Annotated in this window: 17 protein-coding genes; 6 read left to right on the plus strand and 11 right to left on the minus strand. The window is 54.8% G+C overall.

All coding sequences use genetic code 11. The features are described from left to right. Positions 1-32 precede the first annotated feature (32 nt). From udp to RDV48_04205, 5 genes are read right to left on the minus strand one after another with little or no spacing between them, the layout of a single operon-like run. Positions 33-788: a uridine phosphorylase gene (gene udp / locus RDV48_04185; GenBank protein MDQ7821974.1), complete on the minus strand. Its 756-nt coding sequence runs from the start codon at positions 786-788 to the stop codon at positions 33-35. Positions 789-801: 13 nt separating this feature from the next. After that, positions 802-2,217: a DUF1116 domain-containing protein gene (locus RDV48_04190; protein MDQ7821975.1), complete on the minus strand. Its 1,416-nt coding sequence runs from the start codon at positions 2,215-2,217 to the stop codon at positions 802-804. 31 nt (positions 2,218-2,248) lie between these two features. Beyond that, on the minus strand, positions 2,249-3,817 hold the full coding sequence (fdrA, locus tag RDV48_04195; protein MDQ7821976.1) for an acyl-CoA synthetase FdrA: 1,569 nt from the start codon (positions 3,815-3,817) through the stop codon (positions 2,249-2,251). 19 nt (positions 3,818-3,836) lie between these two features. After that, positions 3,837-4,805 (minus strand): DUF2877 domain-containing protein, encoded by a 969-nt coding sequence (locus RDV48_04200; protein MDQ7821977.1) that lies wholly within the window; start codon positions 4,803-4,805, stop codon positions 3,837-3,839. Positions 4,806-4,852: 47 nt separating this feature from the next. Further along, positions 4,853-5,251: an STAS domain-containing protein gene (locus tag RDV48_04205; protein ID MDQ7821978.1), complete on the minus strand. Its 399-nt coding sequence runs from the start codon at positions 5,249-5,251 to the stop codon at positions 4,853-4,855. Positions 5,252-5,543: 292 nt separating this feature from the next. Between RDV48_04205 and nadB the strand changes: the two genes are divergently transcribed. Genes nadB through RDV48_04220 form a run of 3 tightly spaced genes read left to right on the plus strand, consistent with a single transcriptional unit; the run spans position 5,544 to position 9,033 of the window. Beyond that, positions 5,544-7,145, plus strand: coding sequence for an L-aspartate oxidase (gene nadB / locus RDV48_04210; GenBank protein MDQ7821979.1), 1,602 nt, complete (start codon positions 5,544-5,546; stop codon positions 7,143-7,145). Beyond that, positions 7,138-7,572: an archease gene (locus RDV48_04215; GenBank protein ID MDQ7821980.1), complete on the plus strand. Its 435-nt coding sequence runs from the start codon at positions 7,138-7,140 to the stop codon at positions 7,570-7,572. The genes nadB and RDV48_04215 overlap by 8 nt, the downstream gene beginning before the upstream one ends. A 15-nt stretch (positions 7,573-7,587) precedes the next feature. Beyond that, a complete protein-coding gene (locus tag RDV48_04220; protein ID MDQ7821981.1) occupies positions 7,588-9,033 on the plus strand; it encodes an RtcB family protein in 1,446 nt (481 codons plus the stop codon). Between the two features lie 3 nt (positions 9,034-9,036). On the opposite strand, the gene RDV48_04225 is transcribed toward RDV48_04220, so the two are convergent. Then, positions 9,037-9,879 (minus strand): lytic transglycosylase domain-containing protein, encoded by an 843-nt coding sequence (locus RDV48_04225; GenBank protein ID MDQ7821982.1) that lies wholly within the window; start codon positions 9,877-9,879, stop codon positions 9,037-9,039. A 313-nt stretch (positions 9,880-10,192) separates the two neighbouring features. On the opposite strand from RDV48_04225, the gene RDV48_04230 reads away from it, so the two are divergent. Together RDV48_04230 and RDV48_04235 are read left to right on the plus strand one after the other, a co-directional pair. Further along, positions 10,193-11,407 (plus strand): AAA family ATPase, encoded by a 1,215-nt coding sequence (locus RDV48_04230; protein MDQ7821983.1) that lies wholly within the window; start codon positions 10,193-10,195, stop codon positions 11,405-11,407. Next, complete coding sequence (locus RDV48_04235) at positions 11,404-12,012, plus strand: DUF4276 family protein (GenBank protein ID MDQ7821984.1); 609 nt, start codon at positions 11,404-11,406, stop codon at positions 12,010-12,012. Before RDV48_04230 ends, RDV48_04235 begins: the two co-directional genes overlap by 4 nt. 22 nt (positions 12,013-12,034) lie before the next feature. On the opposite strand, the gene RDV48_04240 is transcribed toward RDV48_04235, so the two are convergent. From RDV48_04240 to RDV48_04250, 3 genes are all read right to left on the minus strand, one after another. After that, on the minus strand, positions 12,035-14,299 hold the full coding sequence (locus RDV48_04240; protein ID MDQ7821985.1) for an ankyrin repeat domain-containing protein: 2,265 nt from the start codon (positions 14,297-14,299) through the stop codon (positions 12,035-12,037). After that, a complete protein-coding gene (locus RDV48_04245; GenBank protein ID MDQ7821986.1) occupies positions 14,254-15,612 on the minus strand; it encodes a protein kinase in 1,359 nt (452 codons plus the stop codon). Before RDV48_04245 ends, RDV48_04240 begins: the two co-directional genes overlap by 46 nt. Positions 15,613-15,764: 152 nt before the next feature. After that, positions 15,765-16,718 carry a hypothetical protein gene (locus RDV48_04250; protein ID MDQ7821987.1) on the minus strand — a complete coding sequence of 318 codons (954 nt, stop codon included), beginning with the start codon at positions 16,716-16,718 and terminating at the stop codon, positions 15,765-15,767. A gap of 430 nt (positions 16,719-17,148) precedes the next feature. Between RDV48_04250 and RDV48_04255 the strand changes: the two genes are divergently transcribed. Beyond that, complete coding sequence (locus RDV48_04255) at positions 17,149-19,356, plus strand: hypothetical protein (protein MDQ7821988.1); 2,208 nt, start codon at positions 17,149-17,151, stop codon at positions 19,354-19,356. 258 nt (positions 19,357-19,614) lie between these two features. Here RDV48_04255 and RDV48_04260 read toward each other — a convergent pair whose 3' ends face one another. Both RDV48_04260 and RDV48_04265 read right to left on the minus strand, forming a co-directional pair. Beyond that, positions 19,615-19,875: a hypothetical protein gene (locus RDV48_04260; protein ID MDQ7821989.1), complete on the minus strand. Its 261-nt coding sequence runs from the start codon at positions 19,873-19,875 to the stop codon at positions 19,615-19,617. Positions 19,876-19,897: 22 nt separating this feature from the next. Continuing rightward, positions 19,898-20,248 (minus strand): DsrE family protein, encoded by a 351-nt coding sequence (locus RDV48_04265; protein ID MDQ7821990.1) that lies wholly within the window; start codon positions 20,246-20,248, stop codon positions 19,898-19,900. Positions 20,249-20,285: the final 37 nt, after the last annotated feature.

A 20,285-nucleotide genomic window follows, 5' to 3' on the forward strand; every position in this document is an offset into this window, starting at 1 on the left:
TTCCCGTCAACGGAATAGTGCGCATCCCGCAGCTATTTTTTCTTTTTTTCCTGCCCGTGAAGGATTCTGATCGCCTCCATGGCGGTCTTGATCGCCTCGTCTATCCCGACTTTCTTCATAATCGGGGCATCCTTATAAGTGAGGCCGATGATGGCGAGCACTTCCCCGGCTCTCACCCTTCTTATCTGTGAAACGACGAAGAGGGCGGCATCCTCCATTGAGGTGGCGAGGACATTGGCCCTCTCCCATGCCTTCCAGAGAGCCTGATTGTGCTCCTTGTGAGGGATCTCCATTTCGCCTTCTATATAGAAGGCATCCTTGCAGTGACACACGCCCATATGGTGCTTGTAGCCCAGCTTCTTTGCAGCTTCCCTCAGCGCAAGCGTCACGTCGAAATCGGCCACGGCAGGGTAGCTGAGCGGGATATACTGCCTCGTGGTGCCCTCCTCACGGATGGCGCCCGTGGCTATCACCAGGTCCCCCAGGCCCACCGAGGGCTGCAGCGCGCCGGCGGTGCCCACGCGGATGAAAGTGTCCGCTCCTATCTTTATCAGCTCCTCGAGGCAGATGGCGGCGCTGGGGCAGCCGATTCCCGTCGAGGTGACGGCGACCTTGATGCCGTCAAGGGTCCCCGTGTAGGTGGTATATTCCCTGTTCTCGGCCACCTTCTTGCTGTTCTCAAGATAGCCCGCGATGAGGGGTACCCTTCCGGGGTCGCCGGGGAGTATCACATACTTTCCCACGTCACCCTTGCCCAGCGCGATATGGTATTCCTTTCCTTTCTTCATGCACGCACTCCTTTCAAATCACTTTTTCCATTGCCTCGAGAGCCCTTACAAAACATTCCATCGGGGCGTCGAGTATCCCTGCGCCTATCTGCCCCACGCCCGCTTTTTTATGGGCAATTCCCGTGTTGATGATGGGAGTAATCCCGGTCTCCACCACTTTCCTCACATCAATGCCCACGGGGGTCCCGCTAAAATCAAGTGACGGGATGGTATAATCCCTGTGCATTGCCTGGGTAATCTCGTACATTTTCTGTGTCGCTTTCAACGCGTCGCCTGCCGACCCCCCTACGAACTTCACGATTGCAGGAGCAGCCGCCATCGCAACTGCACCAATTCCTGCCACCTCTGATATGGTGCTGTCTCCAAGGTCATTGTTTGCGTCTTCCTCGGAAAAACCTGAAAAATAGAGGCCTTTCGGCATGCCTGCCGGAGCGGTGAACCACTGTTCGCCGAGTCCTGCCACCCTGATGCCTATTTCCACACCGTTGCGTGCCATGCACGAGAGGATGGTGCTGTTGTTCAAGCCCAGGATCGTGTCAGCCGTCGCTTTACAGGCAGCCATGGAGAGGTTCAGGAAGAAATGCACATTGCCTGCGATGAACTCATAGATCTCCTGCATTTTCCTGCACTCCACCTCACTCTTGAGAAGAAAGGGGGTAATATGCTTGAGAAACTGCAGGGTTCCCCCCACATTCCTGTTGTGGCACTCGTCACCCATCATAAGGGCCTGGGAGGTGAGGTTTTTCACGTCGATGCCTCCCGAGAGGGCCACAGCCTTCTTGAGCGAGGGGGCCAGCACTTTCTCCATCCAGCGGAGCCTGTCAATCACGTCCCAGTCGTAGGCGCCGAAACGCAGCACCTTTCCAAGACCTTCGTTGAGGGAGCAGTAAGCCCTGTTCCCGAAAGTCCTGTTCTCCACGACAAAGACATACATGGAGGCAGAGAGGATGCCCGCCATAGGGCCGACGGCATGATGATGATGGCAGGGGTCAAAACTGATGCTCCCCGAGCGGGCCAGCCTTTTTGCTGCCTCCTTGTTCTCCGCCAGTCCCTCGTATATGAGGGCTCCTGTGACGGCGCCCTGCATGGGGCCGCACATCCTGTCCCAGGTGATGGGGGGGCCCGCATGGAGAATCTTCTCCTTGGTGAGGCCGGGAATCACCTCTTTCGCCTGGCAGATATCGACAAGGACGGGATGGGAGTCAATAAGTCTCTTCGCCGCTTCCTCGTTGGCCTTCTCCACTTTTTCGCACTGCAGCCTGCCAAGGAGGGAAGTAAGCTTCTCGTCGCCCCCGCATGGAGGCTTCCAGTCCACCTGGACGGCCTTCACCTCCTGGGACACGAGGGACTCGTGAAAGAGCGGGAGTCCCAGCGTGACAACGGCAGGACCATCTGCAAACATCTGATGAAACCGTTCTTCATTCTCCATAAGCTCACCCTTTCGATTATAGTTTACCGCGCTACGTCGCCTGAAGAAGCTTCTCGGAAGCCCTTCCCCTTGATGCCACAAGTGCCGCAAACCGGGCGGCCTGGGCATTGCTGGGGAGCACGAAGACGCCTGCCTCCTCGAATATGCTCTTCTGCCTCCTGAGGTTCTGGGGGTCGCCTTCCGTGCCGCAGAGGGAGATCACAAAGACAGGCGCTCCCTCTCTCTCTTTCACCTTGAGAATGAGCGGGAGCAGCTCCCCTGCGGGATCGGCATGGGAGCCGTATCCCAGCACCACGTCCATGAGAATGACTGCCACGTCCTCACGGGCTGCCTCTTCCATAAGGCGCTCTTTCCTGAGGGTATAATCTATCATGGGATGGGGAGTGCCCCTCGTAAACTCATCGTCGCCAAGATCCACCAGGGTGTGGGCCTGGCTCTTCCTCGCATCCTCAAGCTTCTGAGGCGGATAGACGTTCGTATTCGAATAGACCTCTCCAAGGAGCTCATGGAGTATCACCAGGGCCTCCTCGCAGAGGGTTCCCCCCGAGTAAAGGCCGCGGATAAAGACCCGCTCCTCGGGGAGCGCCTTCGCGGCGCCCTCGCTCTTCTTCTGAATCTTCTCAAAATCCTCCTGGAAGGGTGACTGGTTCAAGGGCTTCCCTGTCACAATGGCTGCGGTCTTGCCAACGGTCTCCTCCAGGGTTGAAGCGCTCTCTATCCTGTTGCCCGACACTTTCTCTCCTTCACCGCGGATAAAGCAAATCACGACGGGTTTCCCGAGCTTTTTCGCCGCCTTCACCACTTTCGCCGCCACCTTCCTGTCGGGAGGCTTTGACACGAGAACGATCACGCTGGTCCCGCGGTCATGCTGAAGAACGGACATGCCGTCAAGCATGGTGATGGCGTCAACCTCCTGGGAGAGATCCTTGCTCCCTGTTCCTATCGCATGGGAAATGCCAATCCCCTGCTGCTCCAGAAGGACGGTAATCTCCTGGATGCCTGTGCCTGAGGCTCCTACGATCCCCACGGGGCCGGGCCTTACGACATTGGCGAATCCCAGGGCCTTCCCCTTGATGATGGCGGTGCCGCAATCGGGCCCCATCACGAGAAGACCGCGGTCATGGGCCATCTGTTTCAGGGCTATCTCGTCGGCAAGGGGCACGTTGTCACTGAAGATCATCAGGTTAAGGCCAGCCTGAAGAGCCTTCTGTGCCTCATGGCGCACGAAGGGGCCCGGCAGCGATATGAGCGCGATATTGGCTCCTCCAATCTCATCAAGCGCCCTTGCAATGGTCCGGGGGGCATAGCTCGTATCGGACTTCTTTACCTCTCTTTTCTCAAGGAGCTCCAGTACTTTCTCGAAGGCGCCGGAACAGGCCTCCTCCTGATCGGCCACGACGGCAATGACAAGGTCATTGGGGCCGGCCTGCTCACCTCCCTCTGCAAGAATCGAGGTCTCCTTCATGAGGGCTTTATTGCTCGCAGTTCCCATGAGGACCGAGACCTTTTCCACGCCGCTCTGCTCTTTTGCCTGCGAGGCAATCTGCATGAGGAGCACCGAGTCATAGAAGCGGTTTTTCAGCACGAAATTCAGTACCATCGTAGCAAACCCTCTTTCGCTATAGAATAGAGCCGGAACCACCGGCAGACATTCCAAGAGCCACGCCCAGAAGTATTTCCCTTCCCGAAGAGGCTCCCATCGAGAGAAACCATGAGGCGCGCTTTTCCAGATCGGGCTCTTTGCTCTCAAGAAGCTCCCCGGTCAGGTCCATGAGCTCCTCAGAGAGCCTTCCCTGAGCCGCCCACCGGAGAAATTGGCAACTTATGAGGGTCGTAAGCTCTCCTGCACCCTCGATAAAACTCCCAAACCACCGGAGAAAGCTGACGGCTGTGGCGCTGAGCGCAAAACCGTGGTATTTCATCATCGAGAGCCCCCCCAGAAAGCCCAGCAGGATATCATCTCCTGTAGGCGTGAGACCCTTCCCCAGGCCAAGAAGTCTTTGCGCGGCCCTTTGCGCCTGCCCGGGATCCCCTGAGGCAATTCCCTTGGAAAGGTCATCGCAGAGAGCGCTTATCAGCTCATTAGCCGGTGAAAGGGCATCCCTGTGAGAGCTTACCGCCGACATCCCTGCCCTGCATATGCTTTCGGACACCAGATCGCCTGTCTCGCCGCCGCTGCGGGCGAGGAGGAATCTGGCAAGACGTGCTGCGTTCCGCTTGATTCCCTTGCCTGCGAGGGGCGACCGGCGCCTGTCCGGCCTGCCTGACCAGACTGTCATGGCCGGCGGGGGAGAGAGGGCAATCACTATTTTTCTCGTGTGGTGGCAGAGCTCGGCGCCGTCACATGAAAAGCGGTCTCCCGGTGCGATACCGATTCCTGCGAAGGAGCAGGGGCCCTCGATGAGAATCCTTGAAGGGCCGTTATAGGGGGTCGAAGTGAGGAGCGTGACCATGGTGCCCCCTGGGTCAATGAGGTTGAGGGCCCTCTCATGGACGCTCAGCACGCGGGCATGCCATGAGCTTTTCTTCCATAAGGCGAGAAGAGGCCTGTCGCATGAAAGCGCTTTGAGACTCCGGTGTTCAGGCACCTGCACCACCTTGCCATTTCAAGGAAATATACGAGCGCACTTTCCCTTCAAGACCGTTCATCACTCTGAAGAGAGATCGTTGGTTCAAGCTCACCGGCAACCGCTGCCTTGGAACGGCTGATATCCTCTATGGCTTTTTCTTCACTTTCATAGACGGAGAGAAAATCATAGAGCTTGGTGAGGTTGAGGATCCTTCTCACGTAGCTCTGGGGACAGCAGAGTCCAAAGCGCTTTCCCTGCTTTCCCATTTTCTTCCTGAACGATATCAGGAGAGAGAGGCCGAAACTGTCAATATAATCGGTATTTGAGACATTCAGCAGAAGGGATTCCCTGGACTCGGAGAGCTCCTCAAGGAGATGCTTGAGCTCCTCGCTGCTGTATATGTCAACTTCGCCCTTCAAATCCAGGATGGCAATACCCAGTACTTCTCTTTTCTGAATCTCCATCTCTTTCACGGCATCAATCCCTTTCTGGGAAGATATGGGGTGTGAAAAAAAAACGGAATATCTCTTTTTCCGAAACCATGAGTACTTATACATGGGAGCAAAATTTCCTCTAAGAAGCGAAGAAAAGGGAGCGGTGGGAGGTCAAAACAGGGAGAGAGGGAACAGGCCATGAAGGAGAGTCCCTCACGGTAAGATAATATATACCTGAGTGCCCGACGAGCAAATCCTCACTGGAATAAGGGGTTCAGGGCCTGGAAGGCTATTCACCATTCCGCCAGGACAGGAGCACACTATGACACAATCTGAAAGCGCCCGCCACCATAGCGATGTGCTTATCATAGGAAGCGGGATCTCGGGGGCAAGTGCTGCCCTGATGCTTGCAGGAGAGGGCCTCGAGGTCACCCTTGTCACCAAGGAGAGAGAGCCGGGGGAAAGCTCCACATGGTATGCCCAGGGAGGGATCGCAGGACTCGGGAATGACGACAGCCCCGAGCTGCTTGCCAGGGATATCATGCAGGCCGGAGATCACTACTGCTACAAAGAGGCAGTCGATGCCGTCACCGCCGAAGGGCCCGGCCTTTTGAGTGACTTCCTCATCAGGATGGCCGGGGTGAAATTCGACAGGGACAAGGGAGGCGCCTACGATCTCACCAGGGAGGCCGCCCATTCCCGGAGAAGAATCTATCACTACAGGGACGCAACGGGTTCTCAGATAGAGTCACAGCTTATAGAAAGACTCTCCTCCCATAGGCACATAAACCTGCTCTGCTCCCACCAGGCCATCGATCTCATCACCTTCCCCCACCACTCAAAAAACTATGCAAGGATCTACGAAGACGACATATGCTGCGGCGCCTATATCCTCGATCTCGCGACGGGCCAGGTGAAGACCTTTTTTGCCTCCTCGGTGATCCTCGCCACGGGAGGCATCGGGCAGGTATACCTCCATACGACAAACCCCCACTGTGCCACCGGTGATGGAGTGGCCATGGCGTACCGGGCCGGAGCGAGGATCATCAACGCGGAATTCGTGCAGTTTCATCCCACGGCCCTTCTTTCAAGAGATGACGAGAGGTTCCTGATCTCGGAAGCCCTCCGCGGCGAGGGCGCCCGCCTTCTCACCAAGCGCGGCGAGCTTTTCATGAAGAAATTCGCTCCCGACCTGGGGGACCTGGCGCCTCGCGACGTGGTCTCCAGGGCCATTCACGAGGAGATGACGGCATCAGGTGACAATTATGTCCTTCTGGACATCGCCCATTACAAAAAGGAGGGGCTTGATATCAAAAAGCGCTTCCCCACCATCTTCAGGAAATGCAGGGAATACGGGATTGATATCACGAAAGAGCCCATACCGGTGGTGCCTGTGGCCCACTACTTCTGCGGAGGGGTGAAGACTGACCTCCATGGGGAAACGACCGTCAAGAATCTCTACGCGGTAGGCGAGACCGCGTGCAGCGGAGTGCACGGCGCCAACAGGCTCGCAAGCGTAAGCCTGCTGGAAGGGCTGGTATGGGGAATAAGGGCGGCCCGGAGGATCTGTGAGCAGTTCTCCAGGGATTCCGTTGCCTTTGACGAGGTCCCCGGCTGGCAGTCGCCTTCCTGGGAGGAGGATATGGACCCCGTGCTTATCCTCCAGGACTGGCACACCATCAAGACCACCATGTGGAACTACGCAGGCATCGTGAGAACCCGTAAAAGGCTCTCAAGAGCTTATTCGGACATGAACTACCTTCACCACCGGATCATGAAATTCTACAAGGAGTCGGCCCTTACCAGGGGCCTCATAGAGCTGAGAAACGCCATAATAGTGGCAAGGCTCATCATAGAGCAGGCTCTTCAGAACAAGGAAAGCAGGGGATGCCATTACCTCAGGGAGGGCGGGAAATATGAGTGACATTCCTCTGCCGGCGGTATACCGCACTTTTGAGCATACGGCAGATACAGGCCTCATAATCTGCGGAAAAACCCTTAAAGAGCTTTTTGCCCATGGGGGATTTGCCCTTTTCGACTTCATGGCAGACCTCTCGCTGGTGAGAAAGCGCATCAGGAGGGAAATCTCACTCTCCTGCTTTGACAGGGAAGAGCTCTTCGTGAGGTGGCTCTCAGAACTCCTCTACCTTCATGAGGCGGAGCACCTTTTGCTCTGCCGCTTTTCCGTCCTCTCGGTGAGAGGGGGAAAGCTCATTGCCCTGGCTGAAGGCGAGAGCTACAAGGGGGAGCGCCACAGGATTCACACCCTCGTGAAGGCAGTGACCTACCATGGGATGGAGATTGCAAAAAGGAATGGCCTCTGGGAGGCCCGTGTAATTCTTGATCTTTGAAGAGGGGGGGCGCTTATGAGCGCACAAAACTTTGAAAAAATTGACGAGTTCAGGTTCCGTATCGCCCGCTCGGGGGCAATGCAGACCGACGGCCTGATCTATACCGATGAGAAGATGCTGGAGGACCTCCGCCAAGACCAGTGCCTCCAGCAGGTCATCAACGTGGCGTGCCTGCCCGGTATCGTGGGAAACTCCATGGCCATGCCTGATATTCACTGGGGCTACGGGTTCCCCATTGGCGGCGTGGCGGCCTTTGACATGGAAAAGGGCGTGGTCTCCCCCGGAGGTGTGGGCTACGATATCAACTGCGGGGTGAGGCTCATGACGACCTCACTTGATCGCGCCGATATCAAGAGCTCTCTTGACAAGCTTGTCAATGCACTCTACCAGAACATCCCCTCGGGCGTAGGCTCGCATCGCAAGGATCTGAAGCTCTCCAGGAAAGAGTTTGACGGGGTCCTGAGGAAGGGAGCCCGGTGGGTCATCGAGAGCGGCCAGGGTGAGAGCTCCGATAAGGATTTTATTGAAGAAAATGGCTCCATCCCTGGTGCCGATCCCGATATTGTCTCAAAAAAAGCCTACGAGAGAGGGAAAGACCAGCTCGGGACCCTCGGCTCGGGAAATCATTTCGTGGAAGTGGGCGTCGTGCAGGAAGTCTTTGACGAGAGGGCTGCCAACGTCATGGGCCTCTTCAAGAACCAGGTCACCGTGTTCATTCACACGGGCTCGCGGGGGCTGGGCCACCAGGTCTGCGATGACTACCTGGTGAAAATGCTTGACGCCTCAAGAAAATACGGGATCATGCTCCCCGACAGGCAGCTCTGCTGCGCGCCCATCACCTCGAAAGAGGGGCAGGAATACCTTGCCGCCATGGCCGCCGCGGCCAATTTCGGCTTTGCAAACAGGCAGCTTATCACCCACTGGGTAAGGGAGACATTCCAGCATGTGTTCCACCGGTCGCCCCGCGACCTCGCAATGAAGCTTCTCTACGATGTGGCCCACAACGTGGCAAAAATCGAATCTCACCGGGTCGGCAGCGTGATAAAGAAGCTATGCGTGCACCGCAAGGGCGCTACAAGGGCTTTCCCGCCTCACCACCGCGAAATTCCCGCCCTTTACGCCGAGATAGGGCAGCCGGTGCTTGTTCCCGGCGACATGGGCAGGTGCTCCTACGTGCTCCTGGGAACGGAAAAAGCCATGGAGGAATCATTCGGGAGCTCCTGCCATGGAGCAGGAAGGGTGTTGAGCAGGAGCCAGGCGAAAAAGGTGGCCAGGGGGCGATCAATCGTCGATGAGCTCAGGGAGAAAGGGATTTCCGTCAAGGCGGCAAGCATGGAGACCCTCGTGGAAGAGATGCCCGACGCTTACAAGGATGTATCGCAGGTCGTGGAGATAATGGCGGGGTCGGGGCTCTGCCGGAAAGTGGTAAAGCTCAGGCCTCTGGCGGTGATCAAGGGCTAGGGCTCAGGCAAGCCAGGGCTTGTTCTGCACATGGCCCATCACCGATGAGGCATATTTCCGCGCCATGGGTCCGCTCCCATTATAGCGCTCCACGGCTTTCTCCCAGCTCCCTGTCTGGTCATAGAGATTTCTGAGGAACTTGGCAGCATATTCAATGTTGTAAGCCACGTCGTTTTTGCCCTCCTGGACTTTGTAATCAGGGTGGGCGCTCGTGTAGATCTGCATCATGCCGAAGCTCTTGCCGCCGTCGCCGACGCAGCTGTTGTTCCAGCGGCTCTCCTGCCAGGCAATCCCCTTGAGAATGTCGGGAGGGATGCCGTACTTGTTCGCGGTATTTTCCAGGATCTCGCTTGTCTTCTGCTTGTCAGGGTTGTTGCAGACACCCCCTGAATAGGAGGAGCCGCTCGCATAGGGACTACCCTGGTTCCCATAATTCCCGTAGTTCCCACTGTTCCCGCAGTTGTTTCCCCCTCCGTTGAGCATCCGGGAGATCATATCGGGAGACATGCCGTTCTGGCGCATCATGAGCATCATCATGAGCATCATGTTCTGCATCTGGATCTGCTGGTACATCATCATAAACATCATCATCTGGGGGTTCTGCATCATCATCGACTGAAGGTCGGGGAGCGCGTTGCCGTAGCGGAGCTGGTTTATCGAGCCCAGGCAGCCGTTATAATATCCCTGGAGCCCCGAGATCTCATCCATTGAGGGCTGGGCGATAGGACAAAGGGCATTGTCCGCAAGGATGCTCTGCCGCTCCTGGAGGCGCTGCTGAGAGGCAACCCCCCCGTAATAGCCGGACTGCTGCAAATATCCCGGGCCCTCTATCATGTTTCCTCCCATTGTGGTCGCCTCCCCGATATTTTAACTTCTCGCACTGTATTCATTTTTTGCTGTCACCTTTAGTATAGCAAACTCACCGGGGTTTGGCAAGAGGAGGGGAACACCTCACCGGTGAAGATTCAGAGCAGACCACGATAATGTCCGTAATGGCAGGATTTTTAGAAGAATTTCCTTCATTGCGAACTCCTCCAGTGGAGAGGGAATGAACCACGATGATGTCGAAACTGATATCAAGACAGGAAAGCCTCCGTTATTACCATGCAGAAAATAAGCAATCCATAAAATAACCAGTGTGGTAACGAAAAGGTCCCTTATGGAACACACAGTCAATCCAAATCCCGGAATACTCCGGAAGATAAAACCCTGCAACCTGCTCTCATTCGGCCCTGACACCCGGGAGCTCGAGCTGATGAGCCTCAATGTGCTGATTGGGCCCAATGGTGCAGGGAAATCAAATCTCATCGAGGCACTTGCGCTTATGAGGGCGGCGCCCGTATCTTCGCAGACGACCTCGAACGCCGACATTCCTGGCGTTCTCCGGCGGGGCGGCGGAGTCCAGGACTGGATATGGAAAGGGGCAAAAGACCGGCATGCCACCGTCGAACTGTCAGTGAACTATCCCGGTGGAAACAGTCATATCCGGCACACCTTTGAATTCAGTGATAATAGCCAGCGTTTCTGGCTCCATGATGAGCGGATAGAAAATGAAGGGGCACACCAGAACAATAATCAAGAATCTTTCTTCTACCGCTTCCAGAATGGAAACCCTGTCATAAGCACCACCTTCAAGGGTGAGCGGAAGCTCGCGCCGGACAAGGTGAATTTCCAGGAGTCGATTCTTGCACAGCGCCGCGACCCGGAGCTGTATCCTGAAATCACTTACCTGGCCGATGTCTATGAAAAGTTTCGTATTTACCGTGAATGGGTTTTCGGACGGAACATGGTGTTCCGTGAAGCTCAAAAGGCGGATATGCGCAACGACAGGCTGGAAGAGGATTTCTCCAACCTGGGACTTTTTCTGAGCCGTCTGCGCAAGACGCCTAAGACAAAAAAAGCAATATTGGAGGGGCTGAGGGATCTCTATGAGGGGCTGACTGACTTTGACGTGGTCGTGGAGGGCGGCAGTGTCCAGGTATTCTTCACAGAAGGGGATTTCTCCATTCCCGCAACGCGGCTTTCAGACGGCACTCTGCGGTACCTCTGCCTGCTCGCGATTCTCTGCGATCCCAAGCCTCCCCCGCTGATTTGCATTGAGGAGCCTGAACTGGGCCTCCATCCTGACATCCTCCCAAAGCTCGCAGACCTGCTGGTGGAAGCGTCGCAGCGAACACAGCTCATCATCACCACCCATTCAGATATTCTTGTGGACGCCATGTCGGAACGGCCGGAAGTCGTGGTGGTGTGCGAAAAGCACGATGGTCAGACCGAGATGCGCCGCCTTGAGGGCGACAAGCTGGCCAAATGGCTGGAAAAATACCGGCTCGGCCAGCTGTGGACCAAGGGACAGATCGGAGGGACCCGCTGGTGAGCGCGCACATCTACCTGGAAGGCGGGGGTGACTCGAAGGAACTGCATACGCGCTGCCGTGAGGGCTTCCGCCGGCTCATTGAAAATTGCGGCTTCAGAGGAAGAATGCCTCGCCTGATTGCCTGTGGAAGCCGGGACAGCGCATTCGAAGATTTCAAAAGAGCCCATGGAGCAGGTGCCTCCGACGAATATATAGCACTCTGGATTGACAGCGAAGAGCCCATGGAAGACATCAATCGAGCCTGGGAGCATCTCCATAATGTTACTACCGTCAGCAAATGGGAAAAACCAGATGGGGCTGAGGATAATCAGGTACTATTCATGACGACCTGCATGGAAACCTGGATTATTGCCGACCGCGCCACACTGAAGGAGCATTATGACAAGAGCCTGCTGGAATCAGCACTGCCGCCCTTGGATAATTTAGAACAGCGATCCCGCCACGAAGTTCAGGAAGACCTGGCGCATGCGACATGGAACTGCTCCAACTCTTATAAAAAGGGCAGGCGGTCCTTCGATCTTCTCGGCAAGCTCACGCCCGCCGTTCTGGAACACCACCTGCCAAGCTTCGTCCGTGTCCGCCGGATTCTGGCGGACAGGCTGTAGGCACTTTTGTAAGGCTAAAGCCCTATTCCGAGAGAGCCCCCTCAGAAATCAGGTAGTACCTGATCTCTTCATCTTCAGCATAATAGAGCGGAGTATTTCCATCATTGTCCTGTGCATTCACATCGGCTCCGCCTTTGACAAGGAGCTTGATATAGTCAAGATTTATGTAATCATCAAAGGTTTGTAAGGCAAGGTGAAGGGCGGTAAAACCGTAATAATCAACGGCATTGACATCGACACCTTTCTTGATGAGAAGATTGGTGAGCTCTGGAAGTTCCTCTTTATAGGTCTCAGACCTGAGAGCCCAATGTAGGAGAGTACCACCATTTTTTTCGTTATAGCAGACATCAAATCCCTTCTCTATGAGGAATATGATTATTCTCATTAGTTTATCGGGATCTACTGCGTCTTCGTAATTACTATCAAATATTACTTGACCAATCATGCCATTCTCGTAATAATCAACAAACCGATTAATATTGTCCCCTTCTGAAGCCAAAAATTCTATCAATTCTTCATTCTGCCTTACCATTGCCCAATAAATCGGTGTTCGGTTATCAATATCTTCAGTGAGCAAAGCTCCTTTTTCGAGAAGCAGTTTTGCAATCTCCAAATCATTTTCGCGTGGTTTATAATATTTTGCAGCATAATGAAGAGGTGTTTGCCCATTTGAATCCTTTGCATTTACATTGGCACCCTTTTCCAGTAAAAGTGCCGCCACCTCTTCATTACCCGAATCTGCAGCGACACTGAGGTGAGTTCTGCTATCTATCGATAATGCATCAACGTCTGCACCATTCTCTATGAGGAAGGATGCCATCCTTTCAGTGCCATTCCATCTCCAAGCCACACAATGGAGAGGGACCCAGGCATTTTTACCTATGGTATTGACATCAGCGCCCTTTTGTATTAACAGGGCGACGACTTTCTCATGCCCATTTTTTGCAGCCAGGTGAATGGGAAGGTCACCACGCGGAGTCTGCGCATCAATATCTGCACCATTTTCTATGAGGAAAGATGCCATATCTTCATGACCGTTTATGATTGCCGCATGAAGTGGGGGTTCCCCGCTGTATTTATCTATTGCATTGATATCGGTTCCTTTTTCGATAAGAAGGGCAACCACCTCCACGTGCCCGCCTATGACTGCCAAATGAAGCAGTGTCCTGCCACGTTCATCCTTTTCATTGATGTCATAATTCCCTGAATCAAGGAACTCCTGAACACCTTTCGTGTAGCCAATTTGTGAAGCGGTTATGATATCGCATTGGACTCCCTTATCAGCAAGCAGTCGTGCAACTTCAAAGTGGTTTTTTTCCAGTGCGCAAGAGAAAGGCGTCTTGCCCTCTTTGTCAGCCGCATCGATCACGGCACCTTTTTCAATCAGAAGCGCCACAATCTTTGTATGACCGTGACGAGCAGCCTCATGGAGAAGAGCCCTGCCCGATTCCCTTCCCATATTAACATCAGCACCATGATTGACAAGATACACCATCAATTTTTCCATACATTGAGCTGCAGCGCCGAAAAGAAGATGTTTAAAAATCGAGGAATCCTTGTTTATTGGAATCTTTTCAATGAGAAGAAACACAATCTCCTCTTGGCCATAACCTATAGCATCATAAAGAGCCTTTATAAGGATTTCATTCAGTGAATCATAAGCATCATCCCGGGAACTGAGCAGTTCTTCGACAAGATCTCCATCACCTAATTTGGAAGCGACTGAGAGAGTAAATTCAAATCCCTTAGTGGCAAGGATTCTCATCATTTCAATATAGCCTACTTGGCTCTGAATCATCCCTGGGAAACCCCAATTAACCAGCTCTGCCCCACTAATATCAGCTCCATTTTTTATAAGGTCTGTCGCTAATTTATAATGACCTCTTGTTATGGCCTCACGGAGAGGGGACCAGCCATATTCACCCTTCTTGTAATTGATGTTCGCGCCTTTCTCAATGAGGAGAGTCGCTATTTTCTTATTGCCGTAATATGCAGCCTGCCGGAGAGGGGACCAGCCATATTCATACTCTGCATTGACGTCCGCACCCTTCTCAATGAGGAGCGCCGCTATCTCACTGTGGCCATTCTTCAATGCGATATAAAGAGGTGGAAGAGGTCTATCATTTACATTGGCACCGTTTTCAAGAAGAAGGGCGGTCATAGCAAAATCACCTTTGCTGACCGCATAACGGAGTGGCAGATGAGGCTTTTTCCCTGGCGAGAGGTCATCGGCACCATGTTTTATGAGGAACTCTGCAATTTCAATATTCCCCCTGTCAACAGCCAGGCAGAGCGAGGACTTGCGCCAAGGAGGCCATGATCTTCATTTACATCGGCACCGTTTTCAACCAGAAGCTTTATCATATCCATATCTTCATTTTCTATTGCTACATGAATGCAGGTTTTATCAAAGCACCTGCTATTAACGTCAGCGCCATTCTCAATAAGAAGCTTTACAATATCCTTATTACCCTTCTCCACCGCTTTTCCAATGAGAGAGCGATATTCAGAGACTTCATAACCCCCTTCATATACAAGTCTTACGCCATTTTTCAGGAACTCATGAACGGCATCGGTGTCACCTTTTTCAACGGCATCGAAAATCGTGGCGTATTTCCTTGAGGGCGGCCTGCTTTCTTTCTCCGTTGCGACCTTTTTCTTTTTCACCCGAGGGACTGCTTTCTTTTTTACAGCGGTTGAAGTGAGCTGATCTTTCAACAAGACGAGACTGTCTCTTACCGCCATGGCATGAGGCGGCCTTTTTTCTGATTCTTTTTCCACGAGCGAAAGGACCAAGATGCTGAGGGCTTCTGGTATTTCCTTGTTAAGCTCCGACAGGGGCTTGAAGGGAATGTCTGTGCCGGCCTGGGGATCGATACCGGTGAGAAGGTAATGCATCACCACCCCCAGAGAATAGAGGTCGCTCCGTGGCTCTGCCCTGCCGCTGCACTGCTCAGGGGCAGCATAGCCATCGGTGCCTATGGCGGTGAGCGTATGCTCCGGGATGAAGACACGGGCTACTCCGAAATCCACAAGAAAAACCTTGCCCTCAGCAATCATGATATTGGCCGGCTTTATATCACGGTAAACCAGGGGCGGCATACGTGTGTGAAGATAATGGAGAATGTCAAGGATCTGGAGGCACCACTCGACCACCTGTCCCACTGGGAAAGGCCTGCTGCCTGATTTCCTATGCATCGCCTCGAGATCGCTGCCTTCAATGTGGGTCATCACAATGTAACATTCCGGATCACCGGTGAGGGGGTTATGGGCAGTGAAGTAATCCATAACCTTGGGAAGCCCGCCATGATGGAACTGCGAGAGGAGCTTCGCCTCTTTCCTGAATCGCTCCGCAGCCTCTCTAAGCTCCGAGGAGCTCGAGTAATAGGGAAGCATCTTCTTGAGGGCTACAATGGTATCAAGTCTTGTGTCCATGGCCTTATACACACAGCCCATGCCGCCGGATTTGATAGTCTTTATGACCCGGTAGCGGCTGTCAAGGAGCGGGGCGCTTGAAGAGGAGAGCGTATCACCGCAGCCGATACAGAATCTCGCTGTTTCAGAATTCTCTCTCCCGCACTCCGGGCAGAATAGCGCCATAATAACCCTTCCTTTATGCTGGCAAGATGAGGTACCATATTTCTAGCGGGTCTCTATCTCAGAGATATTTCTGCAGCACGGGAGTTCCATCCTGCGGCTTCGAAAGATCCCCATACCTGTAAGATATTCTCTGATAAATATTATCAGCTTTTTCATCTCCGGCGCACATAGACCTCAACGGTCTGCGTCACCGTGGGGGTGGCGTAAATGGACTCGCGCAGGATCCTGTTCCTTTCCTTCTGCACCTCGTAGTTCTGAGCTGCTTCGACCTGGCGCTGCGACGCCTCCTGGGCTTTCCAGTAATTATCCCAGTATTGTTTTGACTGTTCCCGGGCCTCCCTGCTTTCCCTCTCTTTTTCGCGCTCATAGGCCTCGGCCTGATCCTTTTCGGCCTCCATCCGGGCCTTCTCTGCATCCTGCTCTTTCTTCTCTTCGGCCTGGAGCTTCTTTATGAACTCTCCCCGCATGGGATTTTCTGTGTAAGTGGAGCCGGCAGCCTTCCCGGGAAGGGGGGGCGCCTTCACATGAGCCGACTTCTGCGGCGCCCGAGGAGTCATCTGCTGAAGCTTCACCGGGGACTCTGCCGGCCGGTGAGGTAAAGGGCAGCCTGAAGGGTGCGCCTTTCCAGGTGATGACGCTGAAGCGCTGAAGGGAGTCATTGCAGTGGGCTGAGGCACCGGGGTGAGCGAGCGCAAGTACTCCTTCGCCTGATCCGCCTTCGCCGTCCCCGGCAGCAGGGCGATGACATTCTGCGCCTCGATGTAGGCCTTTGATCTCCGGGTGATTCTTGATTCGGTGTTTTTATAGGCAAGAAATAGCCAGAAGCGCACCTCCCCTTCCCGGGGCTTCAGCTCTTTCGCCTTGAGCAGGGGCGCTATGGCTTTCTTATAGTCACCATCAAGAACCCTGTCAATTCCATCATCCAGGGCTGCCTGAAACTCTTCCCGTGAAGAAGGCTCCACGGAAGGAGAGCCAGCCTGCGGCGTGGCGTGTGGGGGTCTGGCGCCTGAGGAAGAACCTGCAGAAGGCTTGCCCGCGCATCCATAAAATACCGCCGCGAAGAGCAGAGACACCAGTAATCCTGACCACCTCAATCTCCTCATCATCGCCACCTCCGTTCCCCATCTTCCACACTCACCGGGGAGCCCGCCTCACCCGTGCATATGGATAGAGCTTCCCCTCATGATACTTGGACACAGTTTGCCGAATAGTGACAGGAGCCCCCTCATTCACCTCGCTCACCGCTTACCTGCAAAATATTTTTCTACTCAGCCCTTTCCGGGCAGGCACCTCTCCACACTCACGCAGAGCGGCATTTTTCTCCGCCGGGTGGCCTTTCAGGCTCCAGGCGCAAAAAAATCACAAAACAGGCCTTTCCAAGGCTCCAGATGCCATGTGATGATGACTCTCAAACCCAATGTACATATAGTATTCTGCAGAAGGCAATTTTGACATGCCGATTATTATGCGATATAATTAATATGAGATACATAAGAGACCTGTTATAGATACCCTCAGCATGAAAGGAGGATTGTCGTGAGTACCGGCGTGATCCGCGAGTATCCCGGCTACGAGGCCGTCTGTGAGGGCGGGCAGGTCTTCAAGGCGCTCCCCGGCCTCCCCCTCGTCACGTACGGCGCCGACGAGGTGCTCTCGCGGGCAAACTGCCGTCACATCTTCCGCGATCTCACCGGCGAGGTCCTGGACTGGAACCTCTGGTGCCTCTCCCAGGCGGGTACGAAACTCGACCTTCTCATCGGGGAGGCCCTTACTTCCCTTCACGGGAAGATCGAGAGGCTCGGCTATGTCCGTATCGTTGATTTTGTCCGTGAGGAGCTGGGCATCTCATCCAGGAGCGGTTATGAGCTTATGCGGAATGCGAAGGACCTGCAGAAGTTTCCCCTTATCAGAGAAGCCCTTGAGAGCGGGCGGCTCCGCAGGAGCGCGCTGCGGCATCTTTTCCAGGTCGTCACTCCTGAGACCGAGGCTGAGTGGCTCCGAAAAGCCATGAGCCTCACCGTGCGGGGTCTCGAGGAAGAGGCGCGCCGCTTCAAATCTGAGCAATCACAGGGAAAGGAGGATATTGATTCTTTTGCACCGGGAGAGGACGACGAGGAGGGCAGCTCCACTTCCGTGAGCGTGAGAGTTCCTCTCGCCGTGGCGGCAAAGTGGGATCGGGCCCTTGAGGTCTTCCTTAGGATGGAGGAGGCGGAGCTCCCTTCGGAGTCGTTTGTGGAGGCCCTTCTCGCCGAGTTTATCGCTTCGGCGCCGCTCGAGGGGAGCGGGGAGACAGGGGCTCCCCCCGCCATCGAGGAGAAGGCACTTCTCCTTGGCGCCCTGGCGGGTGCCATAGGCTCTCTTGATGACGAGGCCTCCTTCGGAGAGCGGGACAGGGAGCTTGCGCGGCAGGTCCACAAGGATCTCGAAGAGGTGTCGCACCTGTGGGAGTTCCTGCCCTGGAAGCCCATCACGGTGGAGCTTCCCCAAGAGTTCCAGGCTTTCGCAGGCCACAGGCCCGATGCCGATAACGCCGTCGGGGCCCCTGGAGGGACACTTGCGCCTCCTGCTGCCGATCCTTTCGAGACGGTCGCCCGCCTCCGAAAGATGGCGGCGCTTCGCCACTCCCTCTCCTTCTACCAGGGGAGGCTCCTTCGGACCCTCAACAATTTCGGCCTCTACAGGGACATGCTCTTCCTCTCTCTCGGGCACTACACCAGGGAGCGCCTCGGGATGTCCCGCAGCACCGCCTATTCACTCATCAAAATGGAAAGGAGTTATCTCGAGTATCCTGATATGCTGGACCTGGTCCTGGAGGGGAAGCTCACCCCTGAGCAGGCGCGCCTGCTCTCCAAGGTCTTCATTGAGGGGACCAGGGTCCAGGGGGCGTGGCTCTCCTACGCACAGCAGGTCCCGGTGGCCACCCTCATCCAGGCGGTCGAGGGGTTTCTCTGCTTCGCGAAGAGGGCGGTCCACAAAAAGTGGGACATCCACCCTGAAGCCTTCGAGGTGGCCGTCACGGGGAGGTCCGTCAAGAGGATTTCCCCTGCACTCTCAAATGCCACGGAACCCAATGGGGATATGGGTTTGGATGCCGCAGTCCAGATGTGTACACATGAGCCTGGAACTCCCTCCTGTCAGGATGGGCTCACCTCCGTCATCTGGCAGGTCACCTGTGGCGGTGAGCACCCCGAGCTTTCCGAGATCCTCTCCATTCTCTCGGGAGAGATCCCAAAAGAAGGAACCTTCGGGTCAAACCCTCCAGAGAGGGTCTCCCTCATCCGCTTCTTCCTGAAAAGCGATCTCGTTCCCCTCTGGAACCACGCCGCGAGGCTCTGGGTTGCCGGCAGGCCGGAAGAGGCCGTCAATGACGGCCAGCAGCTCCCCCTCTTCATCGAGGCCCTCCTTGACACCTTCCTTGCCGCCTGGGACCTCCCCGAGAAGCGGGATATCCACCACAGGACCATTGCCCGCGATGGCTACCAGTGCCAGGCTCCCGGCTGCCGGTGCCGCCGGAATCTCCATTCCCATCACATCATCTTCCGCTCCCACGGGGGAAGCGACAAGCTTCACAACAGAATCACCCTCTGCATGGCCCACCACCTGCGGTGCGTCCACGAAGGACACCTCATCATCAGGGGCACGGCGCCTCACGACCTCACCTTCATCTCTGGCTCCCTCTCTGAAGGCGGGGCCCCGTTCCTGGTCTATGAAAAAAGCACCAGGACAACAAAATGCTTTTTATAACCTGGCGCATGCTCAAGAGGACGGGGGAAATTCTCTAAGACAGCCTAAATTTGCCCCTATGCCGGCATTCGTGACATAGGCAAATTTCCAGCTGGCCGGGAGATTTTCCCCCGGCCTCACGATGCACCGCAGGGCAATGCACGCTGGTCCGGAGAATAACCCATGGCCTCACAATGCACCGCGGAGAAAACAAAAAAGACAGACACCGCTTTTGCTGAAAGCGCGGTCCGTCCCTTTCCACAGTCATTCCCTGCCGAGTCAGGCGAAATTGAAGAGAGAGTTCGTGGTGAAAAGATCGATAGCCTCGGCGTAGCTGATTTTTTTGTAAGTCTCGGGGAGGTGGGCTCCCAGCCCCCGCTCCTCGACCTCGCTCTCGAAGACATAGACCTCTTTTCCCTGAATCTTTGCAGCATCAAGATAGAGGCCGTCGTGGATCAGCAGCACCTTCGCCTCCTCATCCATCATGAGGTAGGGAACGGCGTTCTCTCCGTAATTCTTGTCCAGAATATAAAGAGCCATAAGAGGCACCTCCCGTCACAGGCTAAAATGAAAGGACATGTTCCGAATCCTTGAGGATCGAGAGTATCTCGGAGCGCGTAACCACCTTTGCATCGTCACGGAGGCGCTCCCTGGCGATATTCCTGTCGCGGAGCGAATCCTCCTCGATGAAAAGCTCCATTCCCATCCCCTGGAAAATCTTTATGTACTTGAGAAAATCACCCTGCTTCAGGCTTGCCAGGCCGAAATAGACTCCATCACCGATGCAGATTGTCTTGACTGACTGGCCCTCTATCGCCATATGGGTTCCTACTGCGACGCGAAGCCCTTCTTCGCAGAAACTCCCTGTGTAAGGTGAGTGATTCAACATAAGTGCCACATTCTTCTTCGCCATGGTTTATGCTCCCTTCCTTATGCGCTCCCGAATCTGC

This window comes from Candidatus Eremiobacterota bacterium (assembly GCA_031082125.1).
Taxonomy (GTDB): Bacteria; Vulcanimicrobiota; CADAWZ01; order CADAWZ01; family Ess09-12; genus Ess09-12.

Coding starts and splice junctions, on each gene's coding strand:
- udp (MDQ7821974.1), bottom strand. CDS start 788: ATGAAGAAAGGAAAGGAATACCATATCGCGCTGGGCAAGGGTGACGTG.
- RDV48_04190 (MDQ7821975.1), bottom strand. CDS start 2,217: ATGGAGAATGAAGAACGGTTTCATCAGATGTTTGCAGATGGTCCTGCC.
- fdrA (MDQ7821976.1), bottom strand. CDS start 3,817: ATGGTACTGAATTTCGTGCTGAAAAACCGCTTCTATGACTCGGTGCTC.
- RDV48_04205 (MDQ7821978.1), bottom strand. CDS start 5,251: ATGGAGATTCAGAAAAGAGAAGTACTGGGTATTGCCATCCTGGATTTG.
- nadB (MDQ7821979.1), top strand. CDS start 5,544: ATGACACAATCTGAAAGCGCCCGCCACCATAGCGATGTGCTTATCATA.
- RDV48_04215 (MDQ7821980.1), top strand. CDS start 7,138: ATGAGTGACATTCCTCTGCCGGCGGTATACCGCACTTTTGAGCATACG.
- RDV48_04220 (MDQ7821981.1), top strand. CDS start 7,588: ATGAGCGCACAAAACTTTGAAAAAATTGACGAGTTCAGGTTCCGTATC.
- RDV48_04225 (MDQ7821982.1), bottom strand. CDS start 9,879: ATGGGAGGAAACATGATAGAGGGCCCGGGATATTTGCAGCAGTCCGGC.
- RDV48_04230 (MDQ7821983.1), top strand. CDS start 10,193: ATGGAACACACAGTCAATCCAAATCCCGGAATACTCCGGAAGATAAAA.
- RDV48_04245 (MDQ7821986.1), bottom strand. CDS start 15,612: ATGGCGCTATTCTGCCCGGAGTGCGGGAGAGAGAATTCTGAAACAGCG.
- RDV48_04250 (MDQ7821987.1), bottom strand. CDS start 16,718: ATGATGAGGAGATTGAGGTGGTCAGGATTACTGGTGTCTCTGCTCTTC.
- RDV48_04260 (MDQ7821989.1), bottom strand. CDS start 19,875: ATGGCTCTTTATATTCTGGACAAGAATTACGGAGAGAACGCCGTTCCC.
- RDV48_04265 (MDQ7821990.1), bottom strand. CDS start 20,248: ATGGCGAAGAAGAATGTGGCACTTATGTTGAATCACTCACCTTACACA.